Below are 15,698 nucleotides of genomic sequence, written 5' to 3' on the forward strand. Positions count from 1 at the left end.
CGGTCGGCAGTGACCCGCGTTACGCTAATGCGGACAGTAGGAGCTGTCAACGAGGAGTCGACCGGGGTATCTATGCTGAGTCGCGTGTCCCGATACAGCCGTCTTCAGCTGGCCGATCTCAGCGGTGTACCGGCGCGCACCATCCGCTATTACCACTCGCTCGGTGTGCTGCCGAAACCCGGCCGCGCGGGCAAGGAGGCCGTCTACACCGACGAGCATTTGGATCGGTTGCGCGACATCTCCGGTATGCAGGCGCGCGGACTGCGCCTGGAGGCGATCCGGGAGGTGTTCGACGCCGAAGCCCAGCGCGGCGCCACCGCGGACTGGCGCTCGGTGCTCGATCCGCGGTATCCGGGTGCGGCGGATCAGTCGGTGGTGATCGACGACGACGAGTTGTCGTCCCTGCTCGGCGATCGCCGCGCCGACATCCTCGACGAACTCGTCGCCGCCCAATACGTCGAGCGATGCGGGGCAGGCTGGCGCATTCCCGATCAGCCGATGCTCAAGGGCGCGCTGATCCTGTACGACGTCGGCACCGACATCACCCTGAGCGGCGCGCTGCGCAAACTCATCCGCGCCAGGATCGCCGATCTCGCCGACGAGATGGTGCGCACGTTCCGCGACGCGGCCGCGACGAGTTACGGCGGTGAGGGCATCGGCACGGACCTGAGCCGGTTCCGCGAACGTTTCCGCGCCGCCGCGTGGGAGGTCGGCGGCGCGACCTTGGCCGACGAGATCGAGCGCGCGGTCCGCGAACTGGACGGCTGACGGATCCGCGAGCGGTGTTCACTAAAGTGACACCCATGACGACGCCGCGCGCGCGGGCACGAGCCCAGACGATGGAGGACATCAAGCGGATCGGCCGCGAGCATCTCGCCACGCACGGCGCCGCGGCGCTGTCGCTGCGCGCGGTGGCCCGCGATCTCGGAGTGGTCTCCTCGGCGGTGTACCGGTATGTGCGCAGCCGCGACGAGTTGCTGACCCTGCTCGTGGTGGACGGCTACAACGCCCTCGGCGACGCCGTGGACGACGCCCTCACCGCCGCGCCCACCGATCCCGCGGAGCGGCTGCGGGTGGCGGGCCGCGCGGTGCGCGCCTGGGCGCTGGCCGAACCCGCTTGGTACGGACTGCTTTTCGGCTCGCCGGTCCCGGGGTACGAGGCGCCCGCCGAGCAGACCGTCGATCCCGGTGTGCGGGTGATCGCCACGCTGATGAGGATCTTCGCCGACGCGCACGGGGCGGGCCGCTTGCGGGAGCCGACCCGCCCGGTCCGCGTGTCGACCGCGTTGGCGGGCAGCTTCGCCGGTGTCCGCGACGAATTCGACTTGGACGTGCCGGACTGGCTGGTGGTGCGTGGCGTCGGGGTCTGGAGCGCGCTGTTCGGCGCGGTGAGCTTCGACGTGTTCGACATGTACGGCCGCGACACCTTCGCCGACCGCACCGAGCTGTTCGAGCTCGTCCTGGACAACCTGCTGGACCTGCTGGGTTTCCCCGCCTGACCGCCGGACAAACCTCTCTCGCCCATTGTGTGGGACCGCCGGTCCCATATATTCTGGATCGCAACACGCGAGGAGCGTGCGCGGTGCCGGCGCCCAGCGTCGGCCTGAGCGAGGAGGCATCGATGACGCTGTCCGAATCGGTTCGTACCGGACTGTTCGATCGGGAGTACTGGGAGACGCTGGACACCCTGTCCGAGGGTTCGGTGCACCGGAAATTCGACCCCTACCTGGACATCGACTGGGACGGACCGGAATTCGCGATCGACAAGGACGATCCACGATGGATCCTGTCCCCGGAGTTCGATCCGCTCGGCGCGACCGACTGGTATCGAAACCTGCCGCCGCAGCGGCAGATCGAGATCGGCCGATGGCGCACCGCGAACGTGATCAAGGTGGGCGCGGCCTTCGAGAGCGTGCTGATCCGCGGAATGATGCAGTACATCATGAAGCTGCCCAACGGCTCTCCGGAGTTCCGTTACTGCCTGCACGAGATGACCGAAGAGTGCAACCACATCCAGATGTTCCAGGAGCTGGTCAACCGGATCGGCGTGGATGTGCCCGGTATGCGGCCGGTCTTCCGCGCGCTCTCTCCGCTGATCGGCGTGGCGGGCGGCTACGCGCACGTCATCCTGTTCATCGGCATCCTCGGCGGCGAGGAACCGATCGACCACTACCAGAAGGCGATCATCCGCGACGGCGGCAACATTCCGCCCGCCGTGCTGCGCACCATGGAGATCCACATCGCCGAGGAGGCGCGGCACATCTCCTTCGCCAACGAGTTCCTGAAGGCGCACATCGAACGCATGAGCCCGGCGGGTAAAGCCGTGTGCGCCTTGGCCTTTCCGCTGGCGATGCGCTGGCTTGCCGGGGAGATCATGGTGCCGCCGCGCTCGTTCGCCAAGGACTTCGACATCCCGCGCGAGGTGTTCCGCGACGCGTTCTGGCGGGCTCCGCAGTCGCGCCGGATCCTGTCCGGCTACTTCGGCGACATCCGCAAGCTCGCGGGCGAACTCGGTCTGATGAACCCGGTCACCAAGCGGGTGTGGTCGATGCTGCACATCGATGGCGACGCCGCGCGCTACCGCAGCGAACCCGAACGCCGCATCGCCTGAGGCATTTCGCGGCCCGTCAGGACTCGACGCTCGCCAACCGGGCGAGCGCGGCGAGCAGCGGTTCGTCGGGGTCGAGCGCGAGACGGTGCGCCCGCGCGACTCCGTCCAGCACGCTCCACGCGTAACCGGCCAGCTCGGTGACGAGTTCGTCGCGGCTCATCGAGCGTTCCGGAGCGCGCGCCCAGCGCGTCACGGTGGCCTCCGTCATGGACACGATGGCGAAGGTCATCGTGTCCGCGGCCGCCTCGTCCACCACACCGACCACCCCGGCCAGGCCGGAGACCAGCTGGCGGGTGCGTGCCGCGATCCGGTCCTTCAGGCTGCTCACACCGTCCACGTCGTCGGGGTCGCCGAGCGCGGGACCGCGGCGCAGGAAGTCGTAGAGACGCGCGTGCTGGTCGATCCAGTCCACGACCGCGGCGATGGTGCGGCGCAGGATGACGTGGATGGAACCGGCGGAGATGTCGAGCGCGGCGTCGATGTCGTCGGTGAATTGATCACCGATCGCGGTCCTGGTGCGTCGGTCGAGGTCCTCGCGACCCGAGAACTGGCGGTACACCACCGATTTCGACAATCCGGAGCGCTCGGTGATCCGCTGCATGGAGACCTCGACGCCCATCGGCGTCTCCTCGATCAACTCGATCAGGGCCGTCACGATGCGTTCGCGCCGCCGAGTGTTGTGCGGCTGCCAGCGCGCCTGCCTGCCACCGGTGGGCTGCGGGGCGGGTGACGAGGACATCGACACGGCTCGAGTTTAGAGCACCGGTGAGAGCGCGGGTGGCATTGCGGATCTCGACGCGGTGGGGGTGGGGATGGCCATGACCGCCGGACCCGCAGGGTGGTGTCGCGAGGGCACCGAGCCCGGCGGTCATGACGTGCCGACCCTAACCGAGTCCTTCGCGGTTCTCTGGAGAATCGCGGTCGGCGCGGTGTGTCACCGGAAGCCGACGCGGAATCCGGCCACGAGGCAAAAGTATGCGGTTCACATTTACGCAGGTCGGACAGTACGCAACGACACGGCAACAAGGTGCCCGAAACTGCACTCTTGCGTAATTGCCCGGCGTATGCTCGCCGTCGTTCGATCGTGGGGATCCGCAGCGGAGACACGAGCTACGGACCGGAATCTGACGCGCGAGGAGGATGTGGTGACTGCCGTAGCTCCCAGGCCGGAGTCGGAACTCGAGGCCGTCCGGCCGTACCCGGGACGGGTGGGGCCGAAGGGGTCGTTCGTCTTGAAGTTGGTCACCACGACCGACCCGAAGGTGCTCGGCCAGATGTACTTGGTCACCTCCATGTCGTTCTTCATGATCGGCGGCCTGATGGCGCTGCTCATGCGCGGCGAACTGGCCAGGCCCGGCATGCAGTTCCTGTCCACCGAGCAGTTCAATCAGCTGTTCACCATGCACGGCACGATCATGCTGCTGTTCTACGCGACCGCCGTGGTGTTCGCGTTCGCCAACCTGATCCTGCCGCTGCAGATCGGCGCACCCGACGTGGCCTTCCCGCGCCTCAATGCCTTCAGCTACTGGCTGTACCTGTTCGGTGCGACCATGGCGACCGCGGGTTTCGTGACTCCGGGCGGTGCCGCCGACTTCGGCTGGACCGCCTACCAACCGCTCAGCGACATGATGCACTCGCCGGGAGTCGGCGGTGACATGTGGATCCTCGGTCTGGCGGTCTCGGGTCTGGGCACCATCCTCGGCGCGGTCAACATGATCACCACCGTGGTCTGCCTGCGCGCGCCCGGCATGACCATGTTCCGGATGCCGATCTTCACCTGGAACATCGTCGTCACCAGTGTGCTGATCCTGCTCGCCTTCCCGATCCTCACCGCCGCGCTGTTCGCGATCGCCTACGACCGCCACCTCGGCGGGCACATCTACGACCCGGCCACCGGCGGGGTGATCCTCTACCAGCATCTGTTCTGGTTCTTCGGCCATCCCGAGGTGTACATCATCGCGCTGCCGTTCTTCGGCATCGTCTCGGAGATCTTCCCGGTGTTCAGCCGCAAGCCGATCTTCGGTTACACCACGCTGGTCTACGCGACGCTCGGCATCGCCGCGCTGTCCGTCGCGGTGTGGGCGCATCACATGTTCGCCACCGGCGCGGTGCTGCTGCCGTTCTTCTCGTTCATGACCTTCCTCATCGCGGTGCCCACCGGCGTGAAGTTCTTCAACTGGATCGGCACCATGTGGCGCGGTCAGCTGACCTTCGAGACGCCGATGCTGTTCTCGATCGGCTTCATCGTCACGTTCCTGTTCGGCGGCCTGTCCGGCGTGATCCTGGCCAGCCCGCCGCTGGACTTCCACGTGTCCGACTCGTACTTCGTTGTCGCGCATTTCCACTACGTGCTCTTCGGCACCATCGCCTTTGCGACGTACGCGGGCATCTACTTCTGGTTCCCCAAGATGACCGGCCGGATGCTCGACGAACGGCTCGGCAAGTGGCACTTCTGGACCACGTTCGTCGGCTTCCACATGACCTTCCTGGTGCAGCACTGGCTCGGTAACGAGGGCTTCCCGCGTCGTTACGCCGACTACCTGCCCTCGGACGGATTCACCGGCCTGAACACGGTTTCCACCATCGGCTCGTTCATCCTGGGCGCCTCGGTGCTGCCGTTCGTCTGGAACGTCTTCAAGAGCGCACGGTACGGCGAACCCGTCACGGTGGACGATCCCTGGGGCTACGGCAATTCGCTGGAGTGGGCGACCACCTGCCCGCCGCCGCGGCACAACTTCTACGAGCTGCCGCGTATCCGTTCCGAGCGTCCCGCGTTCGAGCTGCACTACCCGCACATGATCGATCGCATGCGCGCCGAGGCGCACGTGGGCTGGGGTGCGCCGCGGCACGGTGAAGCCGTCATGGAACCGGTCGCGGGCGCGCCCGAAAAGAAGGCATAGCGACTTCGGTGCCCGCGACCGTCGCCGAGCGGTCAGGCGGAGGCGAACAGCGGCGCGACGAAATGCTCCAGCATGGCGCGTTCGTCCGCGTCGTCGACGCCGGGGACCGTGAGCAGCGAGACGATCAGCCGGGTCAGCCACCGCGCCAGCGGCGCCCGGTCGCCGCCGATCGACTCCGGTAGGAAGGCGGCCGCGAGCGCCTCGATCACTTGCGAGGACTGACCGATCTCCACGGCGAGACCCGCGTCGGCGGGCCGGAACCAGGCGATCAGCAGCGGCTCCGCGCGGACCGCGCGCACCGCGGTGAGCATGGCGGTCACGATCCGCTCGCCCGGATCGGCGATCCCGTCGACCTCCGCGACCACCGCCGCGCCGACGCGTCGCGCCTCCCGGTGCACGAAGGCGAGCCGCACCGCGTGCCGGTTCTCGAAGTAGCGGTAGACCGTCGCGCGCGAACATCCCGCCGCCTTGGCGATATCCGCCATCTGGGTCTCGGCCACACCCCGTTCGGCGAACAGGCGCGCGGCCGCGTCCAGGATCCGTTGCGCGGCCAGTTCGGTGCGCTGCTCGGCCAGCCAGTCGGTGTTCATGCGCTCGCCACGAACGGGACGTGCACCGGCCAGCGCACGTAGTTGCCCTCCGCGTAGCGGACGCCATCCATGTCGACGGTGAAGTCCGGACAGCGGGCGAGCAACTCTTGCAACGCGATGGTGGCCTGCATGCGGGCGGCCGCCGCGCCGAGACAGTGGTGGTTGCCGTGGCCGAAGGTGAGGATGGTCTTCGGCCTGCGGGTGACGTCCAATTCCGCGGCGTCCGGGCCGAATTCGCGTTCGTCGCGGTTGGCCGAGGCGTAGAGCATCAGCGCCCGCCTGCCAGCCGGAATGGTGATGCCCTCGATCTCCACGTCCCTGGTCACGGTGCGGGCCATGTTCTGCACGGGCGAGGTCAGCCGCAGGAACTCGGTGACCGAATCCGGGATCAGGCTCGGATCGTCGACGAGCCGCTTGCGCTGGTCGGGGTAGGTGGTCAGCAATTGGACCGCGCCGCCGAGATTTCCGGTGGTGGTGTCGTTGCCGCCGGTGATCATGGTGAAGGCGAAGCCGATGATCTGCAGGATGCCGGGGATGTCGTCGGGTTCGCCGAGGCCGGAGGCCACCAGGTGGGTGATGGTGTCGTCGGCCGGTTCGAGGCGGCGGCGTTCGATCATCGCGGTGAAGTACTGCGTGAGTTCGCCGACGGCGGCCTGCGCCGAGTAGACGTTGCCGGTGGCCGAGGCGGCGACGATGCTGTCGGTCCATTCGTCGAACTTCGGCCGATCCGCGGCGGGCACGCCCAGATAGTGCGCGACCACCATGGTGGGCAGCGGCTTGAACAGCTCGACGGAGATGTCGCCGCCACCGGCTTCGCGCAGCCGCTCGATGCGCTCGACGACGAATTCCCTTACGGCGGGACGGATCTCCTCGACCTGTCGGGGAGTGAAGCCCTTGGCCACCCGGCGACGGAAGATCGTGTGGTCGGGGGCGTCGGTGAACACGAACGGCTTGTTCTCGCCGAGGCCGATCTTCTCCAGATCGTGGTAGTCGACCGTGATGCCCGAGGCCGAGGAGAAGGTCTCGGCGTCGCGCACCGCGTCGTAGACGTCGGTGAAACGAGACAGCACGTAGTAGTCCTCGTCGGGGCGGTCCGCCGGAATCACGTGGTGGACCGGATCGTGATCGCGCAGCTCGGCGTACATCGGCCACGGATCGCGCCAAGTGTCGCCGGACCTTAATTGGAACACGCCGTTGTGTGACAAACCCGCTTGCATATCTCGACGGTAAGACAAACTATGTTCTTTGTCTAGAACGCGTTTCAACTCGATTCTCGGGCTCCTCACCGCCGCGAAGGGGGATCGGCAACATCCATTTGTCAACACAAACCACCTGTACCAACTGTTATCGTCGTAGATCGCACGCTCTTCGCAATCGAGTGGCAAAGCGGCCCGTCCGCTGGCCCGACCCGTTCCACGGAGGTTTCGATGAGCACAGCCGATCTGATCTTCACCGGCGGCACGATCCTCGCGATGGATCCCGAGCGCGAGGGTGCGCGCGCGGTCGCGGTGTCCGACGGGCGTATCGCCGCGGTCGGCGGAGACGACGTGCTGGCCATGCGCGGACCTGGCACCGAGATGATCGACCTGGGCGATCGCTGCCTGATGCCGGGCTTCGTGGAGGCGCACACCCATCCGACCCAGGATCAGATGCTGTACTCCGACATCGTGATCGACATTCGCCCGGTCACCACCTGTCCGAGCGCCGAGGACGCGCACGCCGAGATTCTGCGCGCGGTCGCCACGGCTCCCGCGGGCCGTCCGTTGATCTTCTACGGCTTGGATGTGCTGTTGCAGACCGGTTTTCCGGAGCCGACCAGGGCGTGGCTGGACGAACTCGGACCCGACCGGCCGATCGTGATCTGGCAGAACTCCGGACACCTCGCGTGGGCGAACGGGGCCGCCATGCGGTTCGCCGGTCTTTCCGATGACCTGCCGGATCCCGCAGGCGGGCACTACGACAGGGACGACTACGGCAGGCTCACCGGCAAGGTCTACGAAGCCCCCGCCGTGCTCTCGCTCATCGGACCCATGCTCGCCGAGCAACTCGCGGGCCCGGAACTGCTGGCCCGCGAACACGCCGACCTCGCGAGCCGCGGTGTCACGTTGTGCAGCGATATGGCCTTCGCCCAGCAGATGCGTCCGCTGACCAGCGCGCTCTATCAGCAGCAGCGAGCCAAGGTGCGGATGCGGGTCTACGAGATGGCCGATCCGGGCGGGGAGTCCTACTGCCCGCTGGAGAACGGCGACGACCTGTTCCGCCAGATCGGCATCAAGATCTGGGTCGACGGATCACCGTGGGTCGGCAACATCGACACCTCGTTCCCGTATCTGAACACCCCCGCCACGGCCGCACTCGGACTCGGGCACGACCACCGTGGCCACGCCAACTACACCGCGGACCAACTGCACCAGATCGTCGGCGCGTACTACCCGATGGGCTGGCAGATCGCCTGTCACGTGCACGGCGATCACGGCGTCGACACGATCCTCGATGTCTACGAGAACGCGCTGGCCCGGTATCCGCGCCGGGATCACCGGCTGCGCTTGGAGCACTGCGGCGCGATGACGCCCGAGCAATTCCGGCGTGCCGCGCGACTCGGCATCACGTGCAGTCTGTTCGTCGATCACGTCTACTACTGGGGTGACGTGCTCGTCGACGACCTGTTCGGCCCCGAGCGCGGCGCGAACTGGGTGCGCACCCGATCGGCACTCGACGCGGGTATGCGCGTGTCGTTCCACAACGACTGCCCGGTCACCGAGGAGGAACCGCTGCGCAACATGGCGGCGGCGGTGACGCGAACCTCGCGCAGCGGACGCGTACTCGCACCGGCGGAAAGGATCACCGTCGACCAGGCGCTGCGCGCCCAGACCATCGACGCGGCGTATCAGCTGTTCGCCGACGACATCACCGGTTCCCTCACCCCCGGCAAGTACGCGGATCTGGTCGTTTTGGATCAGGATCCCCGGTGGGTACCCCCGGAGGAACTGGCCGACATCGAGGTGCGCGCCACGTACCTGGCGGGGGAGCCGACTTACCAAGCCTGAGCATTTGTGACAAGTCACAAACACATTGGAAGTATTCACAATCCGCGATCGACCCGGCCCACCGCGCACACGAATCCCGTTACGTTTGATCGCTGTGCAATTCCGGCCGGAAGGAACCATTCGTGACCGCTCCCAACATGGCCGATCCTGATCTCATCGTCTCGGGCCGTCCGGTCTCGACCCATCTCAAGGACACCAGGACCCTCTCCCAGCGCATGGTCGGGCACTTCGTGAAGAACGTGGTGCCCTGCGGCACGCTACCCGGCGAGGCGCTCAGTGGCGACGTGACCGCGGTGACCCGGGTGTGTCTGGAACTGGCCGTGCGGATGCTGGATGGCAACGAGGTCGGCGAGGACATCGAGCGAGTCGGCGCCGCGGCCGCGGGCTGGGCGCGTGAGGGCATTCCGATCGACACCATCCAGCACGCCATCCACGAGGGCTTCAAACTCGGCTTCGATCTGATCCTGGCCAATGCCACCACGCAGGATCACGAGAGCCTGGTGAACGTGGCCCGCCGCTTCATGGACATCCTCGACACCATCATCGCGACGGTCTCGGTGGCGTATGTGAAGGAACTGCGCGCCGTGGTGAGCGAGCACCACACGGCCGTGCACACGCTGACCTCGGCACTGCTCGGCGGCAACAGCACCTCGACCATGGCCCGCGAATGCGGCATCCAAATCGCCGATTCCTACCACGTGCTCGCGCTCGCGGTGCCGCCGCACCGCGACGAACGGAACCCGACGCTGGACAGCAAGGTGGTCGCTCGCCGCAAGCTACGCAGGTTGCAGGCGGAGCTGGCCACCCGGTGCGGCGACAGCGCGCTCTCGCTGTTGAGCGTGGACGGCGGCACCATTCTCATCCCGACCTCCACCCTCGACGACCCGGAACTCGACGAGCTGGTCGCCCAATTGTCCAGGGCCGCTCAGGTTCCCGTGCGCGCCAGCGCCGTCGAGGCCACCCCGGAACGCATACCGCAGGCCGCCGATCAGGCGCACGAGCTGCTCGACATGGTGCACCGGATGCACAGCGTGTCGGGTTTGTATCGCTTCAACGACCTGGCGCTGGAATACCAGCTCACCCGGCCGGGCCCGGCGCGCGACTTCCTCGGCTCGCTGCTCGATCCGCTGGACGACTACCCCGAACTACTGGAAACCCTTCAGGTGCACATCAGCACGAACCTGAACCGGCAGCGCACCGCGCGGCTGCTGCACGTGCACACCAACACCGTCGACTACCGCCTCAAACGAATCGGCCAGCTCATCGCCTTCGACCCCACCCAGGCCTCGGGCCTGTGGTATCTGCGCTCGGCCTTGGTCGCCCGGGCACACCGCACCGGAGACGTGCCCCCGCCCGTCGGCTTCGGCGAGCCGGAAACCGGTGGCGGCGAACAGGAAGCCGTGGTGCACGACATCGCGGCGCCCCCGCGCGGACGACGCCCCTGACGTCGGGCGTGCGGCGCGCGAGCCCACGTGCCGCACGCCCGCCGGGCGGGTCAGCGAGGCACGGTCACGGGATCGGCGCAGCTGGCGAGCGCGTCCACGAACGAGCATTCCTTCGGCAGTCGCGTCGGCAGGTAGTCGGCCGGTACGCCGCCGTGGCTGGTGATGGTGCGGTAGGCGGCGACGGCGTCGGTGGGGCGCCTCGTCAGCGTCGGATCGGTCAGCACGTCGACCGTGTAGAGGCCGAAACGGGGTGTGTAGGAGCCCCATTCGTAGTTGTCGGTCAGGCTCCAGTAGTTGTAGCCGATCAGGTCGATGCCGTCGGCCTTGGCGCGCTGTAGCCAGTAGACGGTGTCACGCAGGTTGTCGGCGCGGCTGTAGGCGTCCCAGCGCGGCATGCCGTTCTCGGTGGGCATGCCGTTCTCCACGATGTAGAGCGGCTTGCCGGGAAACGCGCGCGAATAGTGTTGCAGCGCATAGTAGATACCCTCGGGCTGCAACGGGTTCTTCCACAGCTCGGTGAAGTTCGTCATCCCCGTGAGGTTGTCGGGGGAGAGGCCGTAGTAGTAGTCGATGCCGACGTAGTCCAGCTTGGCGGCGATCTTGTCGATGAGCGGCTTGTTCACCGCGTCCTCAGCGGCGGGGATGTAGGCGACGTTGCTCGTCACCATGGCGCCCGGCTGCACCGCGTGCATGTGGTCGTAGATCGCGTTGTGCGCCCTGGCGATTCGGTCGTGCATGGCGGGCACGTCGGCGGGGCCGATGCCGTCGTGCCGAAGCTCGTTGAGCACGTACATCATCGGCTCGTTGAAGGTCACCCAGAGCGGGTCCGCCTCCGCGTATCGGTCGACCACCCGCCTGGCGTTGGCCAGCCAGTCCTCGACGATCGCCGGGTTGCGCCAGCCGCCGCGGTCGACCTCCCAGCCGGGGTAGACCCAGTGGTCGATGGTCAGCATCGGTCGCATGCCGGCGTCGCGAATCGCCGCGATCACGTTGTCGTAGAAGCGGAATCCGGCTTCGTCCCACTCGCCGGGCCGCGGCTGGAGCCGCGCCCATTCGATGCCGATGCGATACACCCGCACGCCGAGCTGGGCGGCCAGCTCGATGTCCGAGCGGTAGCGGCTGTGGAAGTCGATGGCGTTCTCGTACGGGTCCTGGGTCTTGCCCGCCGCGACGTACCGCGACCAATTACTGTCCGGCGCATCGCCTTCCGACTGATATCCGGATGCGGCGACGCCCCACAGGAAGTCGCTGCCGAAGGGCTGCACCTGCGCTGGCGGAGCTGGGCGGGCGTACGCGGGCGCGTTACCGCCGACGACCAGCGCGGCGGTGGTGGCCGCGAGGGCGGCCAGGACGTGGCGGCGACTGGGGGATCGCATCGAACTCCTGTTCCGAATGGGTGGTCGGCGCTCGTGGACCTCCGGTGCGGGGTAGGGCACCGGGTCGGGTGAGACCACGGCGAACACTGTAACTGGTCGCCCGTCCGTATCGGGGGAGGATCGCGGAGTGCGGCAGGGCTTCCGGTGGGGTAGGGGAGAAGCGGCTGGAGCGAGACGAGCGCCGGGGTAGGCGAGGCCGGTATCGGCGATCTCGGACTGCGCAAGGTCCCGCTGGTCGGACGGGTGAAGCGACTGAATAGTCTCGGTAACCAACATGCTGATACGTAGATATGCGCATCTAACTATGTAACCTCACCTTCACAAAATGAAGCCACGACTCACGTACACCGACAAGAAACCGAAAGTGCCCGCCCACCAAGCTCTTACCGCAAGGGTGGGCGATCACTCCGCGACGAGTGCGGTGGCGACGACGTACCCCTTGGGATCGCGCCAGGTGCGCCCGGGGTGATGGCCGAACCAGTCTTCGACGTCGGCGCTCAGATCGGCCAGTATCGCGTCGCGATCGGGGTGATCGCGTTCGATGCCGCGGCAACCGAAGATGGCTTCCGCGAAGCGAATCAGCGGCGCGGGGTTGTCGAAGACGAGCGCGTTGTCGCAGCGCTGGACGTGCACGGTCCCGAAGACGTCGGACATGAGCCGGGGCAAGCTCTCCGAATCCACGGTGCGCGGCGGCGCGGCGCCGGGCTCGATGCCGTAGCTCGCGGCGTGCGCGTCGACGAGTTCGCCGATGTACGGGCAGGTTTCGCGATGGTTGACGACGACCGCGACGGTGCCGCCTGGTTTCGTGGCGCGCCGGAATTCGTGTAGCGCGGCCGCCGGGTCCGGGACGTGGTAGAGCATGTGGCGTGCGGTGAGGACGTCGAAGCTGTTGTCGTCGAACGGGATATGGCGGGCGTCGGCGCGGACGCCGCGCACGCCGGGAACGGCCTGGGCGGCGGCGACCATGGCGGGGGAGGTGTCGATGCCGAGCAGCGGGCCGCGATGGCCGTACGCGACGAGCCGAGCGAGGAACCGGGCGTCACCGCAGCCGACGTCGGCGAGGTATTCCGCGCCGGAGAGGGCGAGTGCGGCGAGGACTTCGCCGCCCGGGTCGTGGGGTATCTCCGAGTAGCGCTCGTGGGTGTCGATCCGCACCCGTAGCGGTGTGGGATCGGCGTACTCGGCGTCGAGACGGCTGCTCATCGGTGCACGTCCTTCGGTCCGGTCGGCGGGTGGTGACGCTCCCTTCTGGCGGTGAGCGTACTCCGGGTGAAGGTGGCGACCCCGCGTTTTCCCGGGTGACTCGGCCGCCGATCAGCTCCGCGCGGACACCGTTGCCGAGTCCGGAGTGGCCTCGGGCGCGGCGCGGCCTCGTGATTCGTCGTCCAGGACGGACTCGCCGAGGCCGATCTTGCGCTGGATCCGCTGCATCCAGGCGGGCGCCCACCAGCACCTGTCGCCGAGCAGTTTCATGACCGCGGGGACCAGCAGCATGCGCAGGATCGTGGCGTCGATGAACAGGGCGGCGATCATGCCGTAGGCGATGTACTGCATCATCACGAGGTCGGAGAACGCGAACGCGCCGGTCACCACCAGCAAGATGAGTGCGGCGGCGGTGATGATCGCGCCGGTGTGCGCGGTGCCGACGCGGATCGCCTGGGTGGTGTCGGCGCCCTTGGCCTTCGCTTCGACCATGCGCGACAGCAGGAAGACCTCGTAGTCGGTGGACAGTCCGTAGACGATGGCGATGATGAGCACCAGCACCGGGGACATGATCGGCTGCGGGGTGAAGTTGAGCAGCTCGGCGCCGTGGCCGTCGATGAAGATCCAGGTGAGGATGCCGAGCGTGGAGCCGAGTCCGAGTGCGCTCATCAGCGCGGCCTTGATCGGCAGGACGAGTGAGCCGAAGGTCAGGAACATCAGCAGCGTGGTGACGAGCACGACCGCGGCGATCATGTACGGCATGCGTTCGAGCAGGGTGTCGATGCTGTCCTCTTGGATGGCGGGCTGGCCGCCGACGAGGAGGGTGAGTCCGTCGGGCACGTCGAGTGCGCGGAGGTAGTCGATCGTCGGGCCCGCGTTGTCGGAATCGGCGAGGGTGGCGCGCATGCGATAGAGGTCGGTGCGGCCTGGTGCGGAGGCGGGCACGCTGAATTCGCTTGCGAGCCCGGGTGCTTGGTTGATCTGGCGGTAGAGCGCGCCGATGGCGGCGCGGTCGTCGGAGACGACGATGAGCTGGAGCGGGTCGGGCTGGCGTTTGGGGAACAGTTCGTCGAAGTGCTGCTGGGCGAGGCGGGTGGAGTTGTCCGGTGGCAGGTAGGTCTCGCTCATGCCGCCGAAGGCGAGGTTCTGCATCGGGATGATGAGCAGGCAGAGTCCGAGGACGAGCGGGACGGCGACGCGCAGCGGCTTGCGCATCACCCAGTCGGTGGTGCGGCCCCAGAATCCGTTCTCGATCTCGGTGGCTGTCTTGGTTCGGCGGAATCGGCTGAGGCCGAGGCTGTCCACGCGCGGTCCGAGGATGCCGAGAGCGGCGGGCAGGATGGTGATCGCGGCGAGCGCGGCGAGCAGGACGGTGGCGATCGCGCCGTAGGCGAGGGATTTGAGGAATCCTTGCGGGAAGATCAGTAGTCCGCCGAGGCTGGCGACGATCATGGTCGCGGAGAAGACGACGGTGCGGCCCGCCGTGCTGACGGTGCGCCGGACGGCGGTGCGGGTGTCGTGGCCCGCGGCGAGTTCTTCGCGGAAGCGGCTGACGATGAACAGGCCGTAGTCGATGGCGAGGCCGACGCCGATCATCGAGACGACGCCGGTGACGAAGGAGTTGACCTCGGTGAAGTTGGTGAATATCCGCATGATGCCGTTGGCGCCGGTGACGGTGAGCGCGCCGATGGCCAGCGGTAGTGCGGCGGCGACGAGTCCGCCGAAGACGAAGAACAGCAGGACGGCGACGACCGGTAGTGCGACGACCTCCATGCGGTGCACGTCGTCGGTGAGGGTGTCGGTGAGGGTGCCCGCGATGGGTTGGAGCCCGGCGACTTGGACGTCGACACCGGGAATGGGGAAGTCGTTCTTGACCTTTCGGTAGTTGCGCACCATTTCGGTGTCGTCGTCGCCGCGGATGGCGATGAGGACGAAGGCGTGGCGGCGGTCGTCTCCGGCGAAGAGGGGGCCGCTGGCCTTACCGGTTTCGGTGGCCCAGTAGGCGCCGTTGATGCCGGTGATCTCGTCGGGGTGGTCGCGGGTGAGGTTGTCGAGGTGGTCGACGACGGTGCGGCTGAGGTCGGGGTCGTCGACGGTTTTGCCGTTGGGGGCGGTGATGAGCAGGACGACGTCGGATTCGTGGTCGCGGCCCCATGCTTCGTCGGCGAGGCGGCTCGCTCGGGCGGATTCGGCGGTGGGGTCTTCCAATCCGCTGGAGCTGAGGTGGTTTTCGATGCCGATGCCGTAGCCCGCGAGTGCGAGCAGTCCGGCGATGACGATGCCGAGTACGCCGAATCGGTATCGGTGGACCAGTTCCCCCCATCGCGCGAACATCAGCGGTCTCCGCGGGGGCAGGGGCGGGCGTGGGTGGCCGGTTTCGGTCGGTGTGCCGATCCTGCTGTGCGGAAGACCAAGGGGCCGTGTCCTTTCCGTGGGGTTCGCGGGGGTTTCTGGCATCAAAAATACAGACGTTGTTGAAATGTCGACGTTTAACTATTGAATTCATGGGTCAGCGGTTCGCACATC

General features: G+C 67.2%; 11 protein-coding genes and 1 pseudogene. 6 read left to right on the forward strand and 6 right to left on the reverse strand.

Going from position 1 to position 15,698, the window contains the following annotated elements; translation table 11 throughout:
* Positions 1-84: 84 nt before the first annotated feature.
* The 3 genes from AB0H49_RS04075 (at position 85) to AB0H49_RS04085 (ending at position 2,611) form a co-directional block, all read left to right on the forward strand.
* Complete coding sequence (locus AB0H49_RS04075) at positions 85-768, forward strand: MerR family transcriptional regulator (protein WP_357246940.1); 684 nt, start codon at positions 85-87, stop codon at positions 766-768.
* 35 nt (positions 769-803) lie between these two features.
* On the forward strand, positions 804-1,499 hold the full coding sequence (locus tag AB0H49_RS04080; RefSeq protein ID WP_355003483.1) for a WHG domain-containing protein: 696 nt from the start codon (positions 804-806) through the stop codon (positions 1,497-1,499).
* Between the two features lie 122 nt (positions 1,500-1,621).
* Positions 1,622-2,611 carry a diiron oxygenase gene (locus AB0H49_RS04085; protein WP_357246943.1) on the forward strand — a complete coding sequence of 330 codons (990 nt, stop codon included), beginning with the start codon at positions 1,622-1,624 and terminating at the stop codon, positions 2,609-2,611.
* A gap of 16 nt (positions 2,612-2,627) precedes the next feature.
* Here the strand turns inward: AB0H49_RS04085 and AB0H49_RS04090 are convergent, their stop codons facing one another.
* A complete protein-coding gene (locus AB0H49_RS04090; RefSeq protein ID WP_355003721.1) occupies positions 2,628-3,350 on the reverse strand; it encodes a TetR/AcrR family transcriptional regulator in 723 nt (240 codons plus the stop codon).
* Positions 3,351-3,756: 406 nt separating this feature from the next.
* Between AB0H49_RS04090 and ctaD the strand changes: the two genes are divergently transcribed.
* Positions 3,757-5,511: a cytochrome c oxidase subunit I gene (ctaD, locus tag AB0H49_RS04095; RefSeq protein WP_355003481.1), complete on the forward strand. Its 1,755-nt coding sequence runs from the start codon at positions 3,757-3,759 to the stop codon at positions 5,509-5,511.
* 32 nt (positions 5,512-5,543) lie between these two features.
* Here ctaD and AB0H49_RS04100 read toward each other — a convergent pair whose 3' ends face one another.
* Positions 5,544-6,101 (reverse strand): TetR family transcriptional regulator, encoded by a 558-nt coding sequence (locus AB0H49_RS04100; RefSeq protein ID WP_357246947.1) that lies wholly within the window; start codon positions 6,099-6,101, stop codon positions 5,544-5,546.
* A complete protein-coding gene (locus tag AB0H49_RS04105) occupies positions 6,098-7,318 on the reverse strand; it encodes a cytochrome P450 (RefSeq protein WP_357246950.1) in 1,221 nt (406 codons plus the stop codon). Before AB0H49_RS04105 ends, AB0H49_RS04100 begins: the two co-directional genes overlap by 4 nt.
* A gap of 210 nt (positions 7,319-7,528) precedes the next feature.
* Here AB0H49_RS04105 and AB0H49_RS04110 point away from each other — a divergent pair, with 210 nt between their 5' ends.
* Together AB0H49_RS04110 and AB0H49_RS04115 are read left to right on the forward strand one after the other, a co-directional pair.
* Positions 7,529-9,148: an amidohydrolase gene (locus AB0H49_RS04110; protein WP_357246953.1), complete on the forward strand. Its 1,620-nt coding sequence runs from the start codon at positions 7,529-7,531 to the stop codon at positions 9,146-9,148.
* 215 nt (positions 9,149-9,363) lie between these two features.
* Complete coding sequence (locus AB0H49_RS04115) at positions 9,364-10,593, forward strand: helix-turn-helix domain-containing protein (RefSeq protein ID WP_355003720.1); 1,230 nt, start codon at positions 9,364-9,366, stop codon at positions 10,591-10,593.
* Positions 10,594-10,643: 50 nt separating this feature from the next.
* Here AB0H49_RS04115 and AB0H49_RS04120 read toward each other — a convergent pair whose 3' ends face one another.
* The 3 genes and pseudogenes from AB0H49_RS04120 to AB0H49_RS04130 all read right to left on the reverse strand — a co-directional run.
* Positions 10,644-11,969, reverse strand: coding sequence for a family 1 glycosylhydrolase (locus AB0H49_RS04120; protein WP_357246956.1), 1,326 nt, complete (start codon positions 11,967-11,969; stop codon positions 10,644-10,646).
* A 402-nt stretch (positions 11,970-12,371) separates the two neighbouring features.
* Positions 12,372-13,172, reverse strand: coding sequence for a class I SAM-dependent methyltransferase (locus AB0H49_RS04125; RefSeq protein ID WP_355003476.1), 801 nt, complete (start codon positions 13,170-13,172; stop codon positions 12,372-12,374).
* Positions 13,173-13,346: 174 nt separating this feature from the next.
* A pseudogene (locus tag AB0H49_RS04130) lies at positions 13,347-15,506 on the reverse strand (MMPL family transporter); the annotation flags it as partial.
* Between the last annotated feature and the right edge of the window lie 192 nt (positions 15,507-15,698).

The organism is Nocardia sp. NPDC050713 (assembly GCF_040654315.1).
Lineage (GTDB): Bacteria > Actinomycetota > Actinomycetes > Mycobacteriales > Mycobacteriaceae > Nocardia.

Excerpts from the sequence above, each read along its gene's own strand:
- AB0H49_RS04080 (WP_355003483.1), top strand. The coding sequence starts at position 804 with ATGACGACGCCGCGCGCGCGGGCACGAGCCCAGACGATGGAGGACATC.
- AB0H49_RS04085 (WP_357246943.1), top strand. The coding sequence starts at position 1,622 with ATGACGCTGTCCGAATCGGTTCGTACCGGACTGTTCGATCGGGAGTAC.
- AB0H49_RS04090 (WP_355003721.1), bottom strand. The coding sequence starts at position 3,350 with ATGTCCTCGTCACCCGCCCCGCAGCCCACCGGTGGCAGGCAGGCGCGC.
- AB0H49_RS04100 (WP_357246947.1), bottom strand. The coding sequence starts at position 6,101 with ATGAACACCGACTGGCTGGCCGAGCAGCGCACCGAACTGGCCGCGCAA.
- AB0H49_RS04105 (WP_357246950.1), bottom strand. The coding sequence starts at position 7,318 with ATGCAAGCGGGTTTGTCACACAACGGCGTGTTCCAATTAAGGTCCGGC.
- AB0H49_RS04110 (WP_357246953.1), top strand. The coding sequence starts at position 7,529 with ATGAGCACAGCCGATCTGATCTTCACCGGCGGCACGATCCTCGCGATG.
- AB0H49_RS04115 (WP_355003720.1), top strand. The coding sequence starts at position 9,364 with ATGGTCGGGCACTTCGTGAAGAACGTGGTGCCCTGCGGCACGCTACCC.
- AB0H49_RS04120 (WP_357246956.1), bottom strand. The coding sequence starts at position 11,969 with ATGCGATCCCCCAGTCGCCGCCACGTCCTGGCCGCCCTCGCGGCCACC.
- AB0H49_RS04125 (WP_355003476.1), bottom strand. The coding sequence starts at position 13,172 with ATGAGCAGCCGTCTCGACGCCGAGTACGCCGATCCCACACCGCTACGG.